The organism is Embleya sp. AB8 (assembly GCF_049739465.1).
In the GTDB taxonomy this organism is placed as follows: Bacteria; Actinomycetota; Actinomycetes; order Streptomycetales; family Streptomycetaceae; genus Embleya.
Window position 1 is genome coordinate 292,733 of sequence record NZ_JBMHHY010000007.1, and the last position, 22,390, is coordinate 315,122.

Annotated in this window: 25 protein-coding genes; 13 read left to right on the forward strand and 12 right to left on the reverse strand. The window is 73.5% G+C overall.

The window, feature by feature from the left end; all coding sequences use genetic code 11:
- Positions 1–93: 93 nt before the first annotated feature.
- The 8 genes from ABIA38_RS12825 (at position 94) to ABIA38_RS12860 (ending at position 8,805) form a co-directional block, all read left to right on the forward strand.
- The gene (locus ABIA38_RS12825) at positions 94–1,326 is read left to right on the forward strand and encodes an MFS transporter (protein ID WP_424638681.1); all 1,233 of its coding nucleotides are present in this window, start codon (positions 94–96) and stop codon (positions 1,324–1,326) included.
- A 240-nt stretch (positions 1,327–1,566) separates the two neighbouring features.
- Positions 1,567–2,298, forward strand: coding sequence for a 6-phosphogluconolactonase (locus ABIA38_RS12830; protein WP_424638682.1), 732 nt, complete (start codon positions 1,567–1,569; stop codon positions 2,296–2,298).
- A complete protein-coding gene (locus ABIA38_RS12835; RefSeq protein ID WP_424638683.1) occupies positions 2,295–3,404 on the forward strand; it encodes an ROK family protein in 1,110 nt (369 codons plus the stop codon). Before ABIA38_RS12830 ends, ABIA38_RS12835 begins: the two co-directional genes overlap by 4 nt.
- A 53-nt stretch (positions 3,405–3,457) precedes the next feature.
- Positions 3,458–4,606: a sedoheptulose 7-phosphate cyclase gene (locus tag ABIA38_RS12840; RefSeq protein WP_424638684.1), complete on the forward strand. Its 1,149-nt coding sequence runs from the start codon at positions 3,458–3,460 to the stop codon at positions 4,604–4,606.
- The gene (locus ABIA38_RS12845) at positions 4,603–5,772 is read left to right on the forward strand and encodes a dehydrogenase (protein ID WP_424638685.1); all 1,170 of its coding nucleotides are present in this window, start codon (positions 4,603–4,605) and stop codon (positions 5,770–5,772) included. The genes ABIA38_RS12840 and ABIA38_RS12845 overlap by 4 nt, the downstream gene beginning before the upstream one ends.
- Entirely contained in the window at positions 5,769–6,929 is a 1,161-nt protein-coding gene (locus ABIA38_RS12850; protein ID WP_424638686.1) for an FAD-dependent monooxygenase, read from the forward strand. Before ABIA38_RS12845 ends, ABIA38_RS12850 begins: the two co-directional genes overlap by 4 nt.
- A 48-nt stretch (positions 6,930–6,977) precedes the next feature.
- Entirely contained in the window at positions 6,978–8,108 is a 1,131-nt protein-coding gene (locus ABIA38_RS12855; protein WP_424638687.1) for a DegT/DnrJ/EryC1/StrS family aminotransferase, read from the forward strand.
- Between the two features lie 37 nt (positions 8,109–8,145).
- The gene (locus ABIA38_RS12860; RefSeq protein ID WP_424638688.1) at positions 8,146–8,805 is read left to right on the forward strand and encodes a ribulose-phosphate 3-epimerase; all 660 of its coding nucleotides are present in this window, start codon (positions 8,146–8,148) and stop codon (positions 8,803–8,805) included.
- A 103-nt stretch (positions 8,806–8,908) separates the two neighbouring features.
- Here ABIA38_RS12860 and ABIA38_RS12865 read toward each other — a convergent pair whose 3' ends face one another.
- Together ABIA38_RS12865 and ABIA38_RS12870 are read right to left on the reverse strand one after the other, a co-directional pair.
- Complete coding sequence (locus tag ABIA38_RS12865; protein WP_424638689.1) at positions 8,909–9,610, reverse strand: response regulator; 702 nt, start codon at positions 9,608–9,610, stop codon at positions 8,909–8,911.
- Entirely contained in the window at positions 9,607–10,752 is a 1,146-nt protein-coding gene (locus tag ABIA38_RS12870; protein WP_424638690.1) for a sensor histidine kinase, read from the reverse strand. The genes ABIA38_RS12865 and ABIA38_RS12870 overlap by 4 nt, the downstream gene beginning before the upstream one ends.
- Positions 10,753–10,918: 166 nt before the next feature.
- Between ABIA38_RS12870 and ABIA38_RS12875 the strand changes: the two genes are divergently transcribed.
- Positions 10,919–12,160, forward strand: coding sequence for an alpha/beta hydrolase family protein (locus ABIA38_RS12875; protein WP_424638691.1), 1,242 nt, complete (start codon positions 10,919–10,921; stop codon positions 12,158–12,160).
- Positions 12,161–12,178: 18 nt separating this feature from the next.
- Here ABIA38_RS12875 and ABIA38_RS12880 read toward each other — a convergent pair whose 3' ends face one another.
- From ABIA38_RS12880 to ABIA38_RS12925, 10 genes are all read right to left on the reverse strand, one after another.
- A complete protein-coding gene (locus ABIA38_RS12880; protein WP_424638692.1) occupies positions 12,179–13,396 on the reverse strand; it encodes a mannosyltransferase family protein in 1,218 nt (405 codons plus the stop codon).
- 111 nt (positions 13,397–13,507) lie between these two features.
- Positions 13,508–13,834 carry a hypothetical protein gene (locus tag ABIA38_RS12885; RefSeq protein ID WP_424638693.1) on the reverse strand — a complete coding sequence of 109 codons (327 nt, stop codon included), beginning with the start codon at positions 13,832–13,834 and terminating at the stop codon, positions 13,508–13,510.
- Positions 13,818–14,324 carry a SigE family RNA polymerase sigma factor gene (locus ABIA38_RS12890; protein ID WP_424638694.1) on the reverse strand — a complete coding sequence of 169 codons (507 nt, stop codon included), beginning with the start codon at positions 14,322–14,324 and terminating at the stop codon, positions 13,818–13,820. The genes ABIA38_RS12885 and ABIA38_RS12890 overlap by 17 nt, the downstream gene beginning before the upstream one ends.
- Positions 14,325–14,432: 108 nt before the next feature.
- Positions 14,433–14,900, reverse strand: coding sequence for a Fur family transcriptional regulator (locus tag ABIA38_RS12895; protein ID WP_424638695.1), 468 nt, complete (start codon positions 14,898–14,900; stop codon positions 14,433–14,435).
- Between the two features lie 19 nt (positions 14,901–14,919).
- The gene (locus tag ABIA38_RS12900) at positions 14,920–15,810 is read right to left on the reverse strand and encodes a metal ABC transporter permease (RefSeq protein WP_424638696.1); all 891 of its coding nucleotides are present in this window, start codon (positions 15,808–15,810) and stop codon (positions 14,920–14,922) included.
- Positions 15,807–16,751, reverse strand: coding sequence for a metal ABC transporter permease (locus ABIA38_RS12905; RefSeq protein ID WP_424638697.1), 945 nt, complete (start codon positions 16,749–16,751; stop codon positions 15,807–15,809). The genes ABIA38_RS12900 and ABIA38_RS12905 overlap by 4 nt, the downstream gene beginning before the upstream one ends.
- 6 nt (positions 16,752–16,757) lie before the next feature.
- A complete protein-coding gene (locus ABIA38_RS12910; protein ID WP_424638698.1) occupies positions 16,758–17,573 on the reverse strand; it encodes a metal ABC transporter ATP-binding protein in 816 nt (271 codons plus the stop codon).
- 1 nt (position 17,574) lies between these two features.
- Positions 17,575–18,576 carry a metal ABC transporter substrate-binding protein gene (locus ABIA38_RS12915; protein ID WP_424638699.1) on the reverse strand — a complete coding sequence of 334 codons (1,002 nt, stop codon included), beginning with the start codon at positions 18,574–18,576 and terminating at the stop codon, positions 17,575–17,577.
- 232 nt (positions 18,577–18,808) lie between these two features.
- On the reverse strand, positions 18,809–18,979 hold the full coding sequence (locus tag ABIA38_RS12920; protein ID WP_424638700.1) for a hypothetical protein: 171 nt from the start codon (positions 18,977–18,979) through the stop codon (positions 18,809–18,811).
- Positions 18,980–19,063: 84 nt separating this feature from the next.
- Complete coding sequence (locus tag ABIA38_RS12925; protein WP_424638701.1) at positions 19,064–19,486, reverse strand: hypothetical protein; 423 nt, start codon at positions 19,484–19,486, stop codon at positions 19,064–19,066.
- A 179-nt stretch (positions 19,487–19,665) separates the two neighbouring features.
- On the opposite strand from ABIA38_RS12925, the gene ABIA38_RS12930 reads away from it, so the two are divergent.
- The 4 genes from ABIA38_RS12930 to ABIA38_RS12945 all read left to right on the forward strand — a co-directional run bounded on the left by ABIA38_RS12930 (position 19,666) and on the right by ABIA38_RS12945 (position 22,276).
- The gene (locus ABIA38_RS12930; RefSeq protein ID WP_424638702.1) at positions 19,666–20,268 is read left to right on the forward strand and encodes a TetR/AcrR family transcriptional regulator; all 603 of its coding nucleotides are present in this window, start codon (positions 19,666–19,668) and stop codon (positions 20,266–20,268) included.
- A 32-nt stretch (positions 20,269–20,300) separates the two neighbouring features.
- Positions 20,301–20,969 carry a class I SAM-dependent methyltransferase gene (locus ABIA38_RS12935; RefSeq protein WP_424638703.1) on the forward strand — a complete coding sequence of 223 codons (669 nt, stop codon included), beginning with the start codon at positions 20,301–20,303 and terminating at the stop codon, positions 20,967–20,969.
- Between the two features lie 4 nt (positions 20,970–20,973).
- Positions 20,974–21,183 carry a hypothetical protein gene (locus ABIA38_RS12940; protein WP_424638704.1) on the forward strand — a complete coding sequence of 70 codons (210 nt, stop codon included), beginning with the start codon at positions 20,974–20,976 and terminating at the stop codon, positions 21,181–21,183.
- Positions 21,184–21,286: 103 nt separating this feature from the next.
- Positions 21,287–22,276, forward strand: coding sequence for a hypothetical protein (locus tag ABIA38_RS12945; protein ID WP_424638705.1), 990 nt, complete (start codon positions 21,287–21,289; stop codon positions 22,274–22,276).
- Positions 22,277–22,390 lie beyond the last annotated feature (114 nt).

Sequence of the window (22,390 nt, forward strand, 5' to 3'; positions counted from 1 at the left end):
GCCCGCGTCCTGCCCGCGGCGCCGACCCATCGGCGCCGGATCACCCCCGCGCGTTACCGGCAAGCCGAGACGTTCACCAAGGGATGCATGATCATGGGTCGGCCGAATCCACCGCCGTCCGAAACCGGGCCCGCACCGCTGATCGCCAGACCCGTCGACCCGCCACCCCCGCACATCCGCGCCGCACCGGGCCGGTTCACTCGGGAAAACACCGCGATCGCGGCCGCATTCGTGCTGTTCGTGCTGCTCGGCTGTGCCACCGCCGCGCTCGGCAGCGCGATGCCGGCGCTGCGCCGCGAGTACGGCGGGGGCAACCTGGTGATCGTCTACAACCTGGGCGCCTTCCTGACCATCGCCGTGTTGGGCTTCGGCCGCTGGTCCGAGCGGGCCCGGGCGCTGAGCACCGGGCCGCTCGCGGGAGCCTTCGTCGTGGGGTGTCTGGTGATCGCGTGGGCGCCGGACCGGCTCACCCTGATCCCCGGCGTCGCGTTGGCGGGGGCCGGCTACGGCGGGTTGGCACTGGCCCTCAACAGCGCGTTCGCACGCGGCTTCGGGGAACGTCGGGTCACGATGCTCAACCTGCTCAACGGGGCGTTCGGCGCGGGCGCGGTCTGCGGGCCGATCGCGGTCGCGATGGCCGACGACCCGGGAACGGTGTTCCTGCTCCTGGCCGTTGCCATCCCGCTGACCTGGCCGGTACATACCCGGGCGGCGGCCGGGGCACCGGCCGACCACACGCCCGCCGAACCGGTGCCGGTGCCGGTGCCGGTCCGCCAACGCGCCGGTACCTGGGCGCCGTTCGCGTTGTTGACGTTCGTCTACGCGGGCATCGAGACCGGAATCGGTGCCTGGGAGTCCACCCACCTGACCGAACTGGGCACCGGGTCGGGCGCCGCCGCGGTGTTCACCGCCCTGTTCTGGACCAGCCTCGCGCTCGGCCGACTGCTGGTCCCCGTCCTGGCCCCGGACGTGCCGCCCGGACGCCTGGTCGTCGGCGGCCTGGCCGGTGCGACGCTGCTGCTCCCGTTCGCCGCGTTCGGCGCGGCGACACCGGTGGTGTACGCGAGCGTGGGGGTGGCCCTGGCGCCGGTATTGCCCAGTGCGTTGGCCTGGATGGCCGCCGTCACCGGACCCGCGGTGGCCGACCGCTCCACCGCCACGCTCCTCACCGCGAGCATGATCGGCGGCGCGTGTCTGTCCCTGCCGGTGCAACTGGCGGCGGACTCGGGCCACCCGGCCGCCATCCCGTGGACCTTCGCCGCGATCGGCTGCGTGGCGTGTGCCGCCGCGCTGCTGACGATGCGCACCACCCGACCCCGGGACTGAACCGACCGCCCTGCGCGGGGCGTTCGGGACCGAGCCCGCCCGAAGACCCGCCGAGCCTGCCGACCAGCCCACCTGCCGAGTCTGCCGAGCCTGCCGAGCCGACACCACTGCCGATCCGACGCCACTGCCGACCCCGGCCCCCGTGCCCGTCCCTCGACTCCTGCCCGCCACGTCTTCGATCCTCCCCGCTCGATCGCGTCGCCGTTCGCGGCGCTCGGATTCGTTTCGAAGGAGCTCGTCATGGGCCGACCCGTCCCGGCCACCCGACACCGCAATCTGCGCACGGCGGACGAACTGGCCGACGTGGCCGCCGCGCAGTTGCGTTCCTGGATCCGGCACACCTCGCGCCGCAAGGGGTCCTGCGTACTGGCCCTGGCCGGCGGCAGCACCCCGGCGGCCACCTACCGACTGCTCGCCGCGGGCGAACTGCCGCTCGATCGGCTGCACATCGTGCAGACCGACGAACGAGTCAGCACGGATCCGGCGGGCACCGCCGCGTCGGTGATCGAGGCCAATCTGATCGGGCCCGCCGCGATCCCCGCCGACCATTGGCATCCGCTGTGGTTGCCCCCGGAGCACGATCCGGACGCGGCGGCGGCGACCTACGGGCGCACGCTGATCCGACTGCGGCCGGCCGGTGTCCCGGACATCGCCGTCCTGGGCCTGGGTACCGACGGCCATACCGCGTCGTTGTTCGGCGAGTGTCCACCGCCCGCCGATGCCGGTCCGGTCGCGGCCGTGGGGCCGTACCAGGGGTCGATCCGGGTCACCCTGACCTCGCGCGTGCTGCGCCGCGCCGAGCACCGGATGGTACTGGCGAGCGGCCCCGGCAAGGCGCCCGCGGTCGCCCGGCTGCTCAGCGGTGCCACCACCGCCGCCGATACCGCCGCGACCGTACTGGACCCGGACGGACTGCTCCTGACCGATCACGCCGCGGCCCGCCCCGGGCCCGAGCCGGCGTTACCGCGATGACCGCCCCGAGTCGCGGCAGCGAGCCGTTCGACCCGGAGCGGGCCGGCGCCGATCGACGGCCGGTGGTGGTCTTCGACCTCGGCGGCACGTGGTGGCGGGTCGGCGTGTACACCGGCGCCGCCGAGGTGCGCGTACTGCGGCGCGACGCGGCGATCAGCCGACGCACCCGCCCCGGGCCGGTGCCCCGATTACAGCGCGCGCTGGTGGACTTCGTGGTCGAACACGCGATGAGCGCGGCCCGCCGGTACGAGGCCGACACGGTCGGCATCTCGCTCGGCGCCGCGCTCAACGGGCGCACCGGCCGGGTCCTGGCCAGTGCCCCGCTGTGGGGACCCCGGATCGCCCCCTGGGACCTGCGCGCCGAACTCGCCGAACGGGCCCCCGAACTGCGCTGGTTCGTGCTCAACGACGTATCCGCGCTCGCCTACGCCATTCTGCTGCGCGAGTTCCCGACCGCCCGGGTGCGCCGCGCCGCCGCGCTGACCGTCAGCACCGGCATCGCCTGCCGCACCATCGACCTGCGCGACGGCCACATCCCGCTGGACCCGGAACACGGCCTCCAGGGCGAGATCGGCCACCTGCCCGCGCACTGCGAGCTCGACGGCCGCACGATCCACGCCGAATGCGACTGCGGAGCCCGCGATCACGTGGCCTCCTTCGCCTCCGGGCCCGGCATCGAAAGCCTGCTCCGCACGCTGCCCGAGACCCGCGGGCTGCGCACCCGGGCCGCCGCGCTCGACACCGATCCCCGCGAGTTGTTCCGCACCGCCGTCCGGCGCGGCAGTACCTCCGCACAGACCCTGCTCGACGCGATCACCCGGCCGCTGGCCCACGTGCTGCTCGCCCAGGCCACCCTCGACCCCGAGGTGGGCACGACGTTCGTGTCCGGCGGGGTCGCCGAGGCGTTCGGCGAGCAGTACCGGGCCAGCCTGCTCCGCAATTTGCGGGCGCTCGGCCTGTACGGAATCAGCACCGTGGACGACACCTACTTCGACCGTCGGCTGGCCATCGTGGCCGGCGACGGACTCGACGCCCTGCGCGGCGTCGGCTTCCACGTCAGAGGAGTCGCCGCGGCCGGCCGCCGGGCCGGCGCCGCCCCCCGCTGACCGAGCCGGCCGCACGGCAACCCCAAGTCCGCCCCACCGAAAGGCACTTCCGCATGAAGACCTGGACCGTCGAAGCCACCCAGCGGGTCACCTACTGGGTGCGCAGCACGGAGCACCTGCTCGCCCTGGACAATCCGGAGCTCCGGCACGCCGCGCAGCTGCGTCCCGGCGCCCGCCGGCTGGTCGTGGTCGACGACGAAGTGGCCCACTTATACGGCGATGCCCTCTACGCCTACTTCCACCACCATGACGTCGACGCGCACGCCCTCGTGCTGCGTTCCGACGAGGCCCGCAAGACCGCCGAGAGCCTGTTCGCGGTGGTGGACGCCGCCGATCGGGCCCGGATCAATCGGCGCAGCGACCCGATCGTCGCGGTCGGTGGCGGGGTGTTGACCGACATCGTCGGCATGGCCGCGAGTCTGTACCGGCGCGGCACCCCGTTCGTTCGGGTGCCGACCACGCTGATCGGCCAGATCGACGCGGCGGTCGGCGCCAAGACGGCGATCAACTTCGGGCCGCACAAGAACCGGATCGGCACCTACCACCCGGCCGTCACCACGCTGCTCGACCGCGACTTCCTGCGCACCCTGCCGGCCCGGCATCTGGCCAACGGGCTGGCCGAGATCGTCAAGATCGCCCTGGTCGTCGACGGCGACCTGTTCGAGCTGCTCGACGCGCACGCCGAGGAACTGCTGGCCGGTCGGATGGCCGGGGAGCGTGGCCGGGAGGTGCTGGAGCGGGCGGTCACCGGGATGCTCGGCGAACTCGAACCCAACCTGTGGGAGCACGAGTTGCGCCGGCTGGTGGACTTCGGCCACACCTTCGGTCCGAGTATCGAGCTGCGCGCGGAGCCGGCGCTGCTGCACGGCGAGGCGGTCGCCGTGGACATGGCGCTGTCCTGCGTGATCGCCCGCGAACGCGGCCTGCTCGGCCGTGAGCAGACCCGCCGCGCGCTGCGTCTGCTCGACCGGATGGGTCTGCCGCTGACCCACCCGGTGGCCGGCCCCGAACTCCTCCTGGAGGGCCTCGCCGACGCCACCCGGCATCGCGACGGACACCAACACCTGCCGTTGCCCTGCCGGTTGGGCAGCGCGGTGTTCGTCGAGGACCTCACCTCGGCCGAGTTGCGCCGCGCCCACGCGCTCACCGTCGACGCCGCCGAGTGCCTGCGGCTGACCAGTCCCGCGGGCGGCGGGCGATGACCGGCGACCCGCGCCCGTCCGGGTGGCGCGCGGACAATCCGACGCTGGTCCGCCGGGGCGTCCGGGCCGAGTTGACACACCCGGTGATCCTCGAATCGCCGGACGGACGACTGCCGTTGCGGATCCTGCGGGCCGGCGTCTGCGGCACCGACCTGCAAATCCAGCGGGGGGTGCGGGCGGATGTGGCCGAGATCCTCGGTCACGAGGGCCTGGCCCTCGACGAGAATCGGGGGTCGGTCCGGCCGGTCGTGTTCAACCCGGTCGATCCGGCGGCCCAGGACCGGATCCTGGGGCACAGCCGGGACGGGATCTTCCGCCGCTATGTGCCCGCACCCGAGCCGGACGACCCGGAGTTGGTCGACGTGCGGCCCGAACTGGTCGCGGATCTGGCGCCGTTGATCGAACCGCTGGCCGCCGTGCTGTACGGCTGGGACCTGCTCTCCCCGGCCGGGCGACCCGCCACGGTGGGCATCTGGGGCGCGGGCAGCACCGCGCTGCTGGCCGCGGTGGTCGGCGAACTGTACGGCGTGGAAACGCATCTGGTGCATCCGCGCGCGGATCGGCTGCGTTTCGTCGCGGCGTTGGACGTGCTCGGCCGTACCGGGCTCTCCGGTGCGGCCGGGCGTCCCGGCGGGCCCAAGGACCTGCACGCGGCGTTTCTGTGTCTGCCGCGCGAGGCGGCGCCGGCCGCGCTGGCCGCGATCGTCGAGGCGCTCGCGCCGGACGGCATGGTGGACCTGCTGGGCGGCTTCGGCTCCGGGGATCGGCATCCGGCCGTGCTCGACCCGAACCTGGACGCCGCCGTGGACCTGGGCGCGGTCCGGCGGGCGAATGTGTGCGGTCGGCCGGATCCGGGCCGGCATACCGACGCGCGCACTCCGCAGGGCCGGATCCGGCTGGTCGGACACCGGGGTACCGCCGCCCACCACCTGGCCGCCGCCCAGCATCTCCTGGTCGAACACCGCGCCCGGTTCACGCCGTTGGTGACACACGTGCTGTCCCTGACCGCGGCCCGGGTCGCGCTGCCGGCGGTGGCTCGCCGGGCCCGACCGGCGTACGGCCCGGACGAGCGGGTCAAGATGGTGATCGATCCGACCCTGGACGGCGACACCTGGCGACCCCCGGACGCGGTCACCACGGTCGGCGACCTGTGCGGTGCCCGATGACCGCCGGCGGCCGGGACGGCTATCCGGTCCGGGAGTTCGGGCCCGGCCTCGGCGACCGGCACGGCACCACCGGCAGATCCGGCACGCTGCCGCTGGGGGCAAGCTACCGACGCCTGGACAACGTGGCCGGCGTGCCCACACTGCGTACCGCCACCGTCAGCGCCGGCTCGGTCCCCGCCGCCGAGGCGCGCGTGGTGATCGCGCCGAGCCTGATCGGGGTGTGTCGGTCGGATCTGCGCGAGTTGACCGGCGAACGGCACGGGCGCGCCGACTTCGGCCACGAGATCGTCGCCGAGGTGGTCGGTTCGCACGGCCCGTCGGGCATCCCCGCACCGGGCGAGCGGGTGATCTTCGATCCGCATCCGGCGCTGACCGCCCGCACGTCCGGGTTCGCCGAACTGGTCGAACTCTGCGGCACCGGGCCCGCCGTCCGCGCCGCGCTGCGTGCGCTGCCCGCGCATGTCCCGTCGCCGCGCGCGGTGTTGACCGAGCCGTTGGCCTGCGCGTGCCACTGTCTGGGTCGGCTCGACGCGGTGGCCGCCGCGCTGGAGTTGCCGCCGGACGAACCGGTCCTGGTGGTCGGCGCGGGCCTGGCCGGCACCCTGATGGCCACGGTCCTGTACACCCGGGGGGTACCGACCCGACTGGTCAACCGCAGTCGGCCCCGGCTCGACTTCCTGGCCGAACGCGACGTGTTGCCCCGCGAGTCGCTCGGCTCGCTCGGCTCGCTCGGGGCCGGCGACCGGGTCGACCGGCTGATCCTGGCCACCGCCTCGGCCGATCCGGCCGGCCTCGACGCGGCGCTCGAACTGCTGCGTCCCGGCGGGTTGTTGGTGCTCTACGCGGGCACCCGGCCGGGGCCGGGCATGCGCGGCCTGGACCTGGATCGGCTGCGCCGCGCCGAGCGGGTGGGCCGAATCCCGGTATCCGGCGGCCATGTTCGGGTGATCGGCACACACGGCGCGCTGCCGAGGGACTTCGCCGAGGCGCTGTCCGTACTGAGCGAACACCATCCCGCCGGCCCGGGCGGCCGACCGCCCGGCGCCGCGCTCGAACGCCTGCTCACCGACCGCCTGGAACTGGACCGAGCGGCGCGCGAGTTGCCCGGCTTCGCACGTACCGGATTCATCGGGAAACCGGTCGTGGTGCCCGCCTGACCCGTACCCGACCCGCCCCTGCCCCGCACCGAGCCCGGAGAAGGAACCGTGACCGACATCGGCACCACCTCCCGCATCAAGATCCCGCGCTACCACTACGACCGCCAATTCCCGGACCTGGAGGCCCTGATCGGCCGGATCCGGCAGGCCCTGCGCAGCGGCGACTACATCCTCGGCTCGACCGTCGAACACTTCGAGGAACGGTTCGCGAGCTACGTCGGCACCCGGCACGCGGTCGGCGTCAACTCCGGAACCGACGCCCTCACCATGGCGTTTCAGGCGCTGGGCATCGGGCCCGGCGACGAGGTGATCACCGTCGCCAACACCTTCCACGCATCGGTCCTGGCGATCACCGAGGCGGGCGCCCGACCCGTGCTCGTGGACTGCACACCGGACGACTACCTGATCGACCTGGACCAGGTCGAGGCGGCGATCGGGCCGCGTACCCGCGCGCTGCTCGTGGTCCACCTGTTCGGCAAGGCGGTGGACATGGACCGGGTGCGCGTCCTGGCCGATCGGCACGGGCTGGCCGTGGTCGAGGACTGCGCGCAGGCCGTCGGCGCCCGCTGGAACGGGCGCCGGGTCGGCGCGTTGGGCACGGTGGGCTGCTTCAGCTTCCACCCCAGCAAGAATCTGGCCGCGGCCGGCGACGCCGGGGCGGTGACCACCGACGTACCCGAACTGGCGGCGCGAATCCAGGTGTTGCGCGCACTCGGCCAGCGGGCGCAGAACGATCATGTCACCCGCGGCCACAACAGCAAGCTCGATGTCCTCCAGGCCCTGGTCCTGGACCACAAGTTGGACGCGCTGGACGCGTGGAACGCCCACCGGCGCACGGTCGCGGAGCGCTACGCCGCCCGACTCGCCGCACTCGGCCTCACCGGCGCGCGGCCCGCCGGCGACCGGCACGTGTTCCACCTCTACCAGGTGGCCGTACCGCATCGGGATCGGGTCCTGACCGGGCTGCGGGCGGGCGGGGTGGACGCGGTGATCCGCTATCCCGTGCCGATCCACCGCCAGCCGGCCTTCGCCGACCTGGGCCTGACCGGCGCGTTTCCGCATGCCGAGCGGCAGGCGAGCGACACGTTGTGTCTGCCGATCCGGCCCGATCTGACCGACCACGAGATCGACTACGTCGTGGACGCCGTGGCCGCCCTGGCCGGCCCGGCGCGGCCGTGACATCCCCTCCACCAACTCGCACCGGAGTGTCCATCACATGAACGCCACCATAGTCCCGGCCCTGCTCGGGGCGGATCCGCTGCATCTGGGCCAGGCCGTCCTGGCCGCCGAGCGGGCCGGCGCCGAACTGCTTCATCTCGACGTCATGGACGGCTGCTTCGTCCCGGCCATCAGCTTCGGGACGCGCACCGTGCGGGCCGTCGCCCGGCACACCGGGCTGCCGCTCGACGTGCATCTCCAGGTCTGCGACCCCCGACCATACCTGGACGAGCTGATCGACATCGGCGTGCGGGGCGTCTCGGTGCACGTGGAGAGCACGTCGCAACTCGCCGCGCTGCTCCGCACGTTGGAGACGGCGGGCGTGTCGCGTGGGGTGGTGCTCAATCCGGGCACGCCGCTGTCCGCGGTGCACGAACTGTTGCCGCTCGTCGACCAGATCACCCTGATGACGTCCAGTCCGGGGACCAGCGACTATCTCGACTTCCTGGTGCACAAGGTGGAGCGATTGCGCCGGTTGCTCGAGCAGGAGGGCGCGGAGCGGATCCGGGTCACCGTGGACGGCGGGGTGACCGCCGCCCGCGTCCGCGCCCTGGCCCGGGCCGGCGCCGACCACCTGGTCGCCGCGTCGGCCGTGTTCGCCGCCGCGGGCGGGCCCGAGGCGGGCCTGGCCGCCCTCCGCGCCGAGACCGTGGGCTGACCCCCGCCGCCGCCGGACCACCGCCCGCGCCTTCGGGCCCGGTGCGGCCCGGTCCGGCGTCGGCGCGGTCGATCACCCGGGTGAATACACCTCGGGCGGGTCTTCAAGCCCCCGCCCGGTCGGTGCCCGGCGAGGGGATCAGGCCGCTTTCGTACGCGATGATGACCAACTGCGTGCGGTCGCCGACGGCGAGTTTGGCCAGTAGCCGGCGTACATGCGTCTTGACCGTGGACATGCTCACCCCCAGCCGTTGGGCGATCCGGGGATTGCTCAGACCGTGCGCGATCAGCACGAGCACCTCACGCTCGCGGTCGGTCAGGCCGGTCAGCTCCCGGCTCAGCGGCGGCTCGAACTCGGGGCGGCGGGCGAACTCGGCGATCAGCCGCCGGGTCACCGTCGGCGCCAACAGCCCCTCCCCCGAGGCAACCACCCGGATCGCGGACAGCAGGTCGAGCGGCGGCATGTCCTTGAGCAGGAACCCGCTCGCCCCGGCGCGCAGTGCGCCATAGACGTACTCGTCCAGATCGAACGTGGTCAGCACGAGCACCCGGATCGGCGCCTCGGTCCGGCCCGCCTGCTCGGCGCAGATCCGCCGGGTCGCCTCCAGGCCGTCGACCCCGGGCATCCGGATGTCCATCAGCACCACGTCCGGCCGCAGGTCGCGGGCCGCCTGCACGGCCTGTCGGCCGTCCTCGACCTCGGCCACCACCCGCAGATCGTCGGTGGTGTCCAGGAGCATCCGCAGCCCCACCCGCAGCAGTTCCTGATCGTCGGCGACCACCACCCGGATCGGGGACGCGGTCATCGCGACCCCACCACGCCGTGGCTCAGCCGCGCGTGTACCCGAAATCCGCCGCCCGGGCGCGGCCCGGCGTGCAACACCCCGCCGTACGGCCGGACTCGTTCGGCCATCCCCAACAGGCCGTAGCCGGTGCCGCCGGCGGTCTGCGCCGCGCGGCCCGGGCCGTCGTCGAGCACCTCGACGTCGACCACCCCGGGCGCCGGTGCGCACACCGTGACCACACACGACGCGGCGGACGCGTGTTTGACCACGTTGGTCAGCGCCTCCTGGACGATTCGATACACCGTCAGTTCCACTCCCTCGGGTAGCGCCACCTCCGGCGGCATCCGCAGTTCGACGAACACCCCGGCGCCGGCCGCGAGTTCGGGCAGGTCGCGGAGCCCGGGCGCGGGTGCGGCGCCGGGCCTTTCGGCGTCCGGCCCGGCGCGCAGCGCGCAGAGCAGGTGTCGCATCTCCACCAGCGCGTCGCGACCGGTCCGCTCGACCAGGCGCAGCGCGGCCCGTGCCTCCTCGGGTCGGCTCTCGGCGATCAGCGCGGCGACCCCGGCCCGCAGGGTGATCACGCTCATGCTGTGCGCGACGACGTCGTGCAGATCGCGGGCGATCCGCAGCCGCTCGTCGGCCACCGCGCGCGCCGCCGACTGCCGGGCGGCCAGCCGGGCCAGCGCCCTGGTCTCCCGGATCGCCCGCCCGCAGACCCAGGTCAACACCACGACCGAGCAGCCGAAGACGATCTCGATGGCGTTCTCCCACCAGCGCCGGGAATCGGCGGGCAGCCACACGGTGACCACGACCACCGGCAGCGCCAGGCACAATCCGGCGATCGCCTGCCGGGCCGGCTCCTGGGCGGCGGCGCTGAACAGGGCGAAGCCGAGCACGAAATAGGACTCGGGCCAGCCGCTGGCCGCCGCGAGCAGCGCGCCGACGAGCATCGTGCCGAGCACCGGCAGCGGCCACCACCGGCGCACCGCGACCGACAGCCAGATGGCCGCCATCGCCGCCGTGCCGAGCCAGGGCCGGTGCTCCGCCGCGCCGACCCCGATCCAGCCGCCGGCCATCACCACCGCGAGGATCGCGTCCAGCGCGGGCCAATGACCGGGACGCAATCGTCGAACCACCAGGGGGCGCGGGCCTCGATCACTCACGCGCCAACGGTATTGACCGGGGCGGTCGGCGTGATCCGCCCTGAGGAGGTCATCCCCCGGGCCGAGTCCTCCCACCGCAGGAGCCCACGATCGACCGATCGGGTCGGTGCCGCCCCCCGCCTCGCGCACGACGCCCGCCCGGCGGCCGGCCGGCAGCGTAAAGCCCATGGTCCGCACGAGATTTCCCACGCTGCTCGCGGTGTTCCTGACCGCCACCCTCGCCGTCGCGACGGGCCTGGCGCCCGGCGCGGCCGCCCGCTCGCACCCGCCGATCACGACGCTGACCCTGCCGCCGCCGTCCGGTCCGCGGGCGATCGGCACCGTGTCGCTGCACCTGGTCGATCCCGGCCGCCCGGATCCGTATGTCGCCTCGGTGCCGAACCGTGAACTGATGATCAGCCTGTGGTATCCGACCCGGAGCTCGGACCGTCACCCCCGCGCGCCGTGGTTGCCGGCCGCCGCGGCCGATCGTTACCTGCGCGCCAACGGTGTGTCCCCCGACCGGGTTTCCCTCGGCCTGACCCACGGCCGCATGGGGGCGCCGGTGGCGCGCGGCGGCAATCGGCTTCCGGTGGTGGTGTATTCGCCCGGTGCGAACGCCTCCCGGGCGTATGGCACGGGCGTGGTGGAGGAGTTGGCGAGTCGTGGGTATCTCGTGGTCACCATCGACCACACCTACGACGCCGGGGTGGTGGAGTTCCCCGGCGGCCGGGTCGCGGTCCCGGCCCACGAGGTCGACGACTTCGCGAAGGCGGTCGCCGTACGCACCGCGGACACCCGCTTCGTCCTGGACCGGCTCGGCGATCTGGCCGCCGGCCGCAACCCCGACGCCGAGCGGGCCGCGTTGCCCGAGGGCCTGGCCGGTGCTCCCGATCTCGACCGGATCGGCATGTTCGGCCACTCCCTGGGTGGCGCGACCACGTCCGCCACGATGTTGGCCGACCCCAGGATCAAAGCCGGCGCCGGACTGGACGGCGCGGCCCTCGGACCGGTCGTCGAGGCCGGCCTTGATCGCCCGTACCTGGTCGTGGACACACTCCGCAAGGGCGGCATGGCAGGCAACCCGGCGCTGCGCGCGTTCTGGTCGCACCTGCGCGGATGGCGTCTCGAACTGACCGTCGCCGGCGCCGCGCACCAGTCGTTCGGGGACGACGCGGTGCTGCTGCCGCTGCTCGCGCCGCACCTGAACCTGTCCCGGTGCACGCTGGAGAGCCTGGTCGGCAGTATCCCCACGGCCCGGGCGACGGCGTTCCAACGTGCCTACCCCGTGGCCTTCTTCGAGCAACACCTGCGCGGCCGGGGACACCTCCTGGACGCCCCCTCGCCACGATTCCCGGAGGTGACCCACAACCGCGACCCGTACCCCGCCGCACCGAGCGAGGTCGAACCCGAACAGCCCTGCCCCTGACCGAGGTCCGCCGCCCGCTCAGCCGGCCCACCGCCCCGACGCGAAGGCCAGCGCCAACACGGTGGCCAGCGGGGCGGCCACGCAGACATACGCGGTCCACACGTGCGGTCGGCGCAGACTCCACCGGGCGAGCAGTATCCACAGCGGCCACCACAACAACGAGGCACGCGGGATCGACATGTACCAGTACGACGTGCCGAGCGCCCACAACGACAGGCCGACATAGACCGCCTCCGGCCAACGACGCCGGGCCACCAGGACTGCGACCAGGGCGAGGCCGACGAGCATCGCGACCAGTTCCGCCTGGAACAGCAGGGCGTACGTGGTGGTCAGCCGCGACTGGGAGAAGGCCCCCTCCCAGGTGTGCTGCCAGGCCACCCACGGCGCGTGGAACTGCCGGTACCAGCCGCGCTCCTGGGCATGCTGCCAGGCCATCCAGTCGCCGGTGCGCTCGTGCAGGTAGGCGAAGTAGATCAGCACCGGCAGCACCGGCAGGGCCAGCCAGGGCGCCTGCCTGGCCCGCCGGCGCAGCTCGCCGGCGAGCACGAAGTGCAGCACCAGCGCCGCCGCCAGGAACAGTCCGTTGATCCGAACGGTGGTGGCCAGGCAGGCGAGTACGGCCGCGCGCGGCACATTGTCGGCGCGCGCGGCCGACCACGCGGTCAGCGCGAGGGCCAGGAACAGCGCCTCGCTGTAGCCGGCGGCCAGGAACACCGCGCACGGGGACAGCAGCAGGAAGAACACCGCGCGCGGCCCCACCCGGGGATCCGCCGACTCGGCCCGGGCGATCCGGGCCAGCGCCAACACCGCGACCGCGCCGGCCACGAACGAGATCAACAGCCCGGACACGGTCCAACTGGGCACCACCAGCCGCACCGCGCGCAGCAGCAGTGGGAAGCCGGGGAAGAACGCCTCGCGGTTGTCCGGCACACCGGTGTCGGGGAAGTAGCCGTCCTGGGCGATGTGCCGAAAGTGCAGCCAATCCCACTGCTCCCAGCGCGAGATCAGCGGCGGCGGCTCGGTGGCCTCGCCGCTGCCGACGAACAGCCAGTCGGCGCAGTAGGCGGTGAGCCACACCCCGATCCGGGTGACCGCGTAGAGCAGGAGCACCGTGCGGTCGCTCGCGCTCACCGCGCGGAGCCGGTGGCCGAGCGCGCTGCCCGACACCGGCGGGGCGGACTCGGGAACCGGGCGCGCCGGCCCGGGTATCGGCGTTGGTGGGGTGGGGGTGGTCATGGTCCGGCTCCTGGTTTCGGGCATGGGTGGGCCCACGGCGGGCGTTCGGGGGCAGGCCGGCTCCCCCGGCGGCGGTCGGCGGCCGGGCGGAGGTGGGGCGAGGGGGTCGGGTCAGCCGGTCGAGCGCGGCTCGATCGTCTGGGTGGAGTCGGGCGAGTCGACCGTCGGGATCGGTCCCGGGACCGGCCGGATGGGACTGGGCGACACCGCGGGGGGGTTGCTCGAGTCACCGGGCAGCAGGTCGGCCACCAGTGCGGCCGTCCCGCCGAGGGTCAGGCCCGCGGCCACCGCCAGGGCGGCCCATCGGCGGCGGCGCAACCGGTCGCCCCGGCGCCTGATCGTGGCCGCCGGTGCGGGTGCCACCCGCCGGCTCCCGCGTACGGCGACATCGCGCAGCGCGGCCCGCAGCGGGTCCGCGGGGTCATAGGGCTCCGGCACCGGGGGGCTCCTCTGCGTGCGGATCGGGCAGGAGGTGGGCGAGCGCGGCTCGGCCGCGTACCAGGTGGGTCTTGACCGTGCTGTCCGCCATGCCGGTCTCGGCGGCGATCTGCGCCACGGTCAGATCGCAGACGTAGTGCAGCGTCACGGCCCGCCGCTGCTGCGGGGTCAACTCGCGCAGCGCGGACACCAGCAACACCGTGCCGGGCTCCGGACCGGCCGTCTGGCGGGGGCCGCCGTGTCGGCGCCAGGCGTCGTCCGCGCGCCGTCGGCCGCGCCACCGGCTCACCGCGAGCCGCCAGGCGACCACCCGGATCCACGCCTCCGGATTGCCCTGCCGGTCCAGCTGTCGGCGTCTGCTCCACCCCCGGACGAACGCCTCCTGGACGACGTCCTGGGCCTCGTGCAGATCGCCGAGCATCACGTACAGCTGACCGGTGAGCCGGCCGACCGCAGCCGCGTAGAACTCTTCGAACTCCTCGACGGTCAACAACTGCCCCCGGATCTCTTCGGACTCGGGAGGAATACGCCGCCGGGACCCGTCCCGGTCGACACCGGCGCGACAAATGTGTGTGACCCGTGTCACATACGGGTCGGCCTACGGCGCACAATCGGCACAACGGCCGGTGAGTTCGATGGCGTGGCGTACCTCGGTGAAGCCGTGCTCGGCGCCGATGCTCGCGGTCCAACGTTCGACCACCTCCGAGTACACCTCGACGGTGGTCCCGCACTGCCGGCAGATCAGCAGGTGGTGGTGCTCGGGTCGGCGCCGCCACCGGTATTGCCGTTCGCCGTCGGCGGTGTGCCGGCAGTCGGCCCGGCCGGCCAGGGCGAGCGCGGCCAGGTTGCGGTAGGTGGTGCTCAGGCTGATCCGGCCACCCCGATCGCGCATCCGGGCGAACAGGTCCTGGGCGCTGACGAATTCGCCGTACGCGGCGAGCGACCGCGCCACCGCGTCGCGCTGCGCGGTGTGCCGGCGCCCGCCGTCGAGGCCGGCGGGCCGGTCGGTGTCGGGCGCGGGAGCGGCCCGGTCGGGCGCGGGACGCGGTTCGTGGGTCGAGGACATCGGGGCCTCCGGGCGCGGTTCACCCGACCGGGACGACCGGCGGGGCTGCGGCGTCGGCGTCGGCGTCGGCGTCGGGTCGGCGGTCGAGCACTCGGCCGAGCAGTCGGCCGAGCGCGCCGTGCCTCGGCGACACGAGCAGGGAGCACCCGAACCCGGCCGCCGCGACCAGCGCGATCGTCGCGCCGGCGGCCACGTCGTAGTGCCGGGAGAGCTCCAGGCCGCCCATCGCGCTCGCGACGCCGAGGACCCCCGCGAGCACCGTGGTGCGGCTCAGCGAATCGGTCCACAAGCGTGCGGTGGCGGCCGGCGCGACCAGGAGCGCGAGGGTGAGCATGATGCCCACCGCCGGGGTCAGCACCACGATCACCGCCTGCACGATCAGCAGGAGCAGCAGGTCCCACGCCACGACCCGGTATCCGGCGGCCCGCATGCCCTCGTGGTCGAACGCGGCGAAGGTCAACTCCCGCGCGGACAGCGCGATCAGCAGCAGGATCGTGGTCCCGGTGGCGGCGGTCACCGCGAGGTCGTGGGTGTCGATGGTGACGATCGAACCGACCAGGAATGCGGACAACTTGCGATCACCGGCCGGGCCGGCCGTGATCAGCGCGGCGCCCAGCGCGAAGCCCGCCGCCAGGACCACCCCGATCGCGCCGGACGCGGTCCGACCCGGCCGGCGGGTCAGCGCCACAATGACCAGCGACAACAACACGCCGGCCACCGTGCCGCCGAGGTAGATGTCCACCCCCAGCATCGAGGCGAGCACGACACCGGGGAAGGTGGCGTGCGTCATGGCCATCGCGTAGAACGCCAGCCGGCGCAGCACCACTTGCACGCCGACGACACCGGCGAGCAGCCCGACCATGCCGGCCTCGGCGAACGCACGATGGGTGTAGGTGTCGAACCAGGTCATCGGGGACTCCCGGTCGGCCGGGGGATCGGTGCCGGGCCCGGCGGCGCGACGTTCCGGGTCCGGCGGCTCGGGGCACGCCGCCCGCGCGCCGGGCGCAGCCGCCGTACGGCGCCGGCGCCCGCCAGCGCGACCGAGTAGGCCGCCACCAGGGTCAGTACGACGGTCGGACCGGCGGGCAGCGCCAGGTCGTGGTCGACGGAGGCGGTGTAGCTGATGGTCAGGCCCAGGTATCCGCACACCACCGCCGCACCGGCGCCGATCGTGATCAGTTGCCCGAGTCGGCGGCCGAGCGCGCGGCCGATCGCCGCCGGGACCACGAGCAGCGCCAGGACCAGGGCGGTACCGATGGTGCGCACCGCGGCGACCACGGTCAGCGCGACGATCAGGTTCAGCGCCAGGTCGAGCGCGCCGACCCGGTAGCCGGCCGCCCGGGCGGCCTCGACGTCGAAGCCGCGCAGCAGCAGTTCGCGGCCGAGCACGGCGAGCGCGAGCAGGCAAAGCAGTGCCACCACGGCGGTCTCGACGATCTCGGTGCGCGAGGTGTAGAGGATCTGGCCGAACAGGAAGGTCTGGAAGTCGGCGGCGTAGGAGTGGCTGCGCGAGACGACCACCACGCCGATCGAGAACATCGCGGTGAGCACGATGGCCAGCGCCGCGTCGTCGCTGGTCCGCCGGTTGCGGGTGAGCAGGGTCAGCGCGCCGGCGGTGATCCCGGCCGCGATCAGGGCACCTTCGAACACGCCGTCGGCGCCCTGGAGGGCGAAGCCGATCGCGACGCCCGGGAACACCGTGTGGGTGAGCGCGTCGGCGACGAACTCCAGGCGGCGCAGCGCCACGAACGCGCCGACGGCGCCGCACAGTACGCCCAGGATGGTCAGCTCGAGCAGGGCCCGGGTGAGGTAGGGGACCCGGAAGGGTTCCAGGAACAGGGTGGTGTCCACGGCGGGTCAGCCCCGGGTGACGACGAGTCGGCCGGCGTCGAGTTCGACGACCTGTCCGCCGTAGCAGGCGCGCAGGAGCTCCGGGGTGAGCGCGAGTTCGGTGCGGGCGAAGGCGAATTGCCGGCGGTTGACCAGGCAGGTCTGTTCGCACAGGCACTGCGCCACGGTCAGGTCGTGGGTGCTGACCAGGACGGCCGTACCGCCCGCCTTGGCCCGGGTCAGCGCCGCGTTCAGGGCCTCCTGGCTGACCGCGTCGACGCCGTTGAACGGCTCGTCCAGGACCAGGATCGGCGGCGCGGCGGCCAGCGCGCGAGCCAGCAGTACACGCTGACGCTGCCCGCCGGACAGGGCGCCGAAGCGGGTGTGCGCCCGGTCGGCGAGGCCGACCATGGCCAACGCCTCGTCGACGGCCGCCCGGTCCCTACGGCCCGGGCGGCGCAGTCGGCCGATCAGCCGGTAGCGGCCCATCATCACCACCTGGCGTGCGCTGACCGGGAATTCCGGGTCCAGGCTCGCCGCCTGCGGTACGTAGCCGACGCACGCGCGGGCCGCCGCCGGTCGGCGGCCGGCCACGGTCACCGCTCCGCCGACCACGGGCACCAGGCCCAGGACCGCCTTGATCAGGGTGGACTTGCCCCCGCCGTTGGGGCCGACCAGGGCCAGCGCCTGACCTGCGGGCAGCCGGCCGTCGACGTTGGTCAGCGCGGGAACGCGGTCGTAGGCCATGGTCGCGTCGGTGAAGCGGATCGGGTCCGGCGCGCCGTCGCCGCAGTTGTCGGACGTCGTCGGGTCCGGCGCGCGCTCGCCGTGGTCGTCGTACATCTCAGCCCCGCAGTGCGGCGACGATGGTGTCGGTATTGTGCTTCTCCGCGCCGAGGTAGGTGTCGCCGGGCGAGCCGGGGGCGCCGAGCGAGTCGGCGTAGAGCGAGTCCTCGCCGTCGACGACCTTGACGCCGGCTTCGCGGGCGATGGTCTCGGCGGTCTTGGGCGGCAGCGCGCTCTCCGCGAAGACCGCCTTGGCGCCGGTGGCCTTGATCTTGCCGACGATCTCCTCGATCCGGCTGCCGGACAACTCGGCCTGATCGTCGAAGCTGGGGATGATCGAGCCGACGAACTCCAGGCGGTAGCGGTCGACGTAGTAGCCCAGCGCGTCGTGGTTGGTCACCAGTTTGCGGTCGGCCGCCGGGATGGTGTCCAACTTGGCCCGGATGTCCGCGTCGAGCGCGTCCAACTTGGCGGCGTAGGCGGCCAGGTTGTTCTCGTACACCTTGGTGTTGCTCGTGTCGGCACCGCTCAGTGCCTTGGCGATGTTGGCCGCCATCACCTTGGCGTTCATCGGGTTGTGCCAGATGTGCGGGTCGAACTCCTCGTGCCCGCCGCCCGCGGCCGGTTCGCCCTTGCGCAGCGCCACCCCGACGGCGGAGTCCACGACCGGGCCGGTGAAGCCGGCCGCCTGAACCGCCTTGGGCAGCCAGGCCTTCTCCATGTCGACGCCGTTGCGCACGACCAGCTTCGCACCGCGGATCGCGTTCAGGTCCGCGGGTGTCGCCTCGTATTCGTGCGCACTGGCATTGGCCTTGATCAGCTGGGTCACCTCGACCCGGTCGCCGCCGACGTTGCGGACGAAGTCCGCGACCTGCGTGGTGGTCGCCACCACCTTGACCTTGGGCCCCGAACCGGCGGCGGTGCCACCGGCGTTCGCCACCGGGCCGGCGCCGACCTGCTTCTTGGTGTCCTTGCCGTCCGAGCCGCACGCGGTGAGAACCCCGGTGCTCAGGAAGGTGGCGGCGGCGAGGGCGAAGCCCGCGCGGGCGGATATATGCATGAGAACTCTCTCCAGGCAGGGGTGTATCGACGCGTCGATCGGCGGACACCGACCCGAGCACTCGATAATGAAAACCATAATCATCTGAGCGTCGAGTGTCCAGACCGGCCGAATCCAGACGGTCCGAATCCAGACGGTCCCAATCGAGCCGGCCCCAATCCAGACGCTCCGAATCCGGTGCCCCTCGGCATGGACCCGCCGAGGGGCACCGGACCGGAGCAGGACGCGGGTGCTATCGCCGCGTCATCGGCTCCGCCTCCGGCGCGGCACCCGGCTCGGCACCCGGGTCGGGGTCGGGCTCGGCGGTCGGCGGCGGGGTCTGTGCGGCGGACCCGGTCGCAGCGGAGCGGGCGGCTTCGGCCCGGACCAGGGCGCTCAGGAGCAGGTAGACGTCGTGGGGCATGGCGGAATCTCCCGTGTTCGCGGGGGCTGGGGAATCGAACGCGGCACGCCGCCGGCCGGCCGTCGGCCCGGCGACGGGGACCCCTCAGCAGCGCAGTACCACGCTCCGCGACGGCGTCCCCTGGGATCCGCCGACCCTCGAACCCCCCGACACCCGGACGGCCGGCGGCGATTCGTCGGCGAGCGGGGATCCGCCGCCGCGGACCGACGCGGCGGAAACCCGCGGTCGCATCCGCACACCGGCCGCCGAGCCGCCCGTCCCGACCACCGATCCGGGGGCCCGCCCGCCGGGATCCTCCACCGGGGCGTCGTCGCGCGCGGAGTCCGAGTCGTCCACGTCGCCCGGTCGAGCGGCGCCGGCGGTACACCGATCCGATTCCGAGAGCACGAGCCGCCCGACCCCGGGGCCGTGCGCGGCACCGAGGAGCGCACCCAGGGCGACGACCACGATCACCATCCGGAGCACGCCGCGGCGCGGAAAACCACCGCCGGCCGCCACGCGCCCCATCCCGACCTCCTCCGGAACCGCCCTCCGAGACAACCCCCAATTCCACTCGACAACCCGCCGGCAAGCCCGAAAACCCCACCGAATTCACCCGATCCGGCGAATCCACGCCCGAATCGGACAGACAATCGGATTGATCATCCGAATGGACCATCCATCCGTTTTGTCGATAACGTCGGCGCATGGACGACACGGCCTCCCCGCACCGACCCACGATGCGTCGGGACGCGGCCCGCAACCGGCGGCGGATCATGGACGCGGCGCGGGACCTGGCCCGCGGCGGCAGGCCGCCGCAGCTCAACGCGGTCGCGCTGGCCGCCGATGTCGGAGTGGGCACCGTCTACCGGCACTTCCCCACCCCGGAGGCCCTGCTCCAGGCGCTCGCCGCCGACCGCTGGGCGACCCTGGTCGAGCAGGCCCACCGGGCCGCCGAATTGCCGGACCCCGCCCGGGCGTTGCGCACATTCCTGGCGGATGTACTGACCGCCTACGTCCAGGACGAGCCGTTCGCCGCAGCCGCCTCCGACCCCGACGTCGCCACCCCGGAAACCCTCGAACTGCGCGAGCAACTCCTGCTGGCCACCGGCGTCCTGCTGACCCGCACCGCCGGCACCCGCAGCCTGCGCCCCCCGCTGCGCCCCGCCGACCTGCTCCTCCTGCTGGGCGGACTGGGCCTGGCCATCCGCCACTCCCCCGACCGCGCCGACCCGAAGCTGGCCGACCACTACCTCGACGCCCTCCTCGACGGCGCCCTCGTCCCCACCCGGGACCTCCCGACCAACTGATAAGCGGGACCGCACTGTGCCAGGGTCGGACGATGCCCTTCGATCACAACGACCACTACCACCGGCTCCTGCTGCGCCACCTACCGCGCGACGCCCGCACCGCCCTGGACGTGGGCTGCGGCACCGGCCGCTTCGCCCGCCGCCTGGCCGAACGCGGCCTCACCGTCGACGCGATCGACCCGTCCGCAGCGGTGATCGCCGAGGCCCGCGCCCGCACCGCCCCCTCCCCCGACGCCCCGCACTTCCACCACGCGGACCTCGCCGAGTCGGCACCGCCCGACGGCCACTACGACTTCATCGTGTGCCTGGCGAGCCTGCACCACATGCCCTTCGAGACCGTCACCACCCTGCGCACCGCGCTCGCCCCCGGCGGCGTGCTGGTGGTCCTGGGCTGCTACCCGGAACGAACCGCGGCGGACTGGGCCTACGGCCTGGTCGCGGCCCCCACCAACGCCGCCGCCCGACTGGCCGTCGCCGCCAAGGAACGCCTACGCAACACCCCCGCCACCGACCACCCCACCAAGCCCCCGGTAAGCCAACCCACGATGCCCCTCCCAGACATCCGCCGCGAGGCCGCCCGCCTGCTCCCCGGCAGCCGAATCCGCCGCCTCCTCTTCTGGCGCTACCTACTCGTCTTCCACAACGCGCCCACCCCACCGGCCCGATCGTTCCCCCGCCAACCACCACGACCACTACCGTGAACCCGTGAGCGACCACACCATCGAGTTCACCACCGCCGAACTCGCGGCCCTGCGTGAGCGCGCCGCGCAACTCGACCTGACCGTCCACGACTACGTCGTGTCCACGGCACTCGCCGAGACCGGCAGCTTCGTCGCCACGGCCCGGAGCCTGTTCGACGCCTGGACGCAGGACCCTGCCTTCGCCGAGGCGGACCGCGTCGTCGACAGCCGGTAGGCCGCGCGCCCGGCGGGCCCGGGCGATGGGCAACCGACCGACGCCGCGAATCGCCGGCCCGGATGTGCCCGAATCGGCTGCCGAGGCGACCTACCTTGTGCTGGTGGATGAACGTTATGTGACGAGTCGGCGGGCCGTACTGCTCGGCGCCGCCGCGGTGCTGACCGGGTGCTCGTCGTCGTCCGGCGACAAGACGCCCGTCGCGCCGACGCCCGCGAGCGGTACGGCGACCAGCACGGCCGGGGCGCCGACCGCGAGCACGACCCCCACGCTGCCCGCCGTCGCCGCCTGGGCGCCCAGTCCCAACGATGTGCAGCCGCAGGTCAAGCAGCGGGCCGTCACCCTCGTCGAGGCACTCGGGGCCTGGCCGGCGGGCGGCTCGGGGATCGCCGCCGCGCGCACCCGGATCGCCGCGCTCGGGTACTCGCCGGCCCTGGCCGATCAGGCCGGGCCGCTGCTGTCCGACGCAGCGCAGGCCGTACTCGAAGTGGTCGACGCGCAGTACGGCGGCATCCTGGACGGCGGCGCCAGCGTCCTGGTCGTCTGCCGCCGATGGACCCGAGCCGCCGACGGGGGCGTCACGGCCGACGGCACCACCGTCGACGTCCGGCTGAGCCGGGCCACCCCCGATTGGCTCGTCACCTCGCTGCACCCCGCCGACCCGGGCCCGCCGGCCGCCACGCCCGACGCCCAAGCCGCCCGCATCCTCGCCGACTCGCGAATCACCCTGCCTCCCGCCGCAGCCGCCGACCTGCGGGCCGGCACCATCCACACGTCGGTGCTCACCGCGCTGGAAACCCTCGCCGCAGCGCACACCATCGACGTCAGCATCCTGCGCTCGGGCCATCCGATCGACGTCTTCGGCACCACCCGCCCCAGCGACCACCCGCTCGGCCGGGCCGTCGACGTATGGCGCGTCGACGGCCGACCGATCGTCGACCCGAACACCCCGCGCGCCCTGGTCGAGAGCTTCATGCGAGAGGGCGCCGACGCCGGTTCGTACAACGTCGGCGGCCCGTACCAGCTCTCCGGCGCGGCCTTCTTCAGCGACGCGACCCACCACGACCACGTACATCTCGGTTTCCGGACCTGACCACCGAAATCCGCACGAAATCCGCACCGAATCCGCACCCTCGGACGGGTCCGCAAGGCCCCTCGGCGAGGCAGAATCAAAGTGTGGGCCGATTTGTTATCTTTCGGTCCCGTC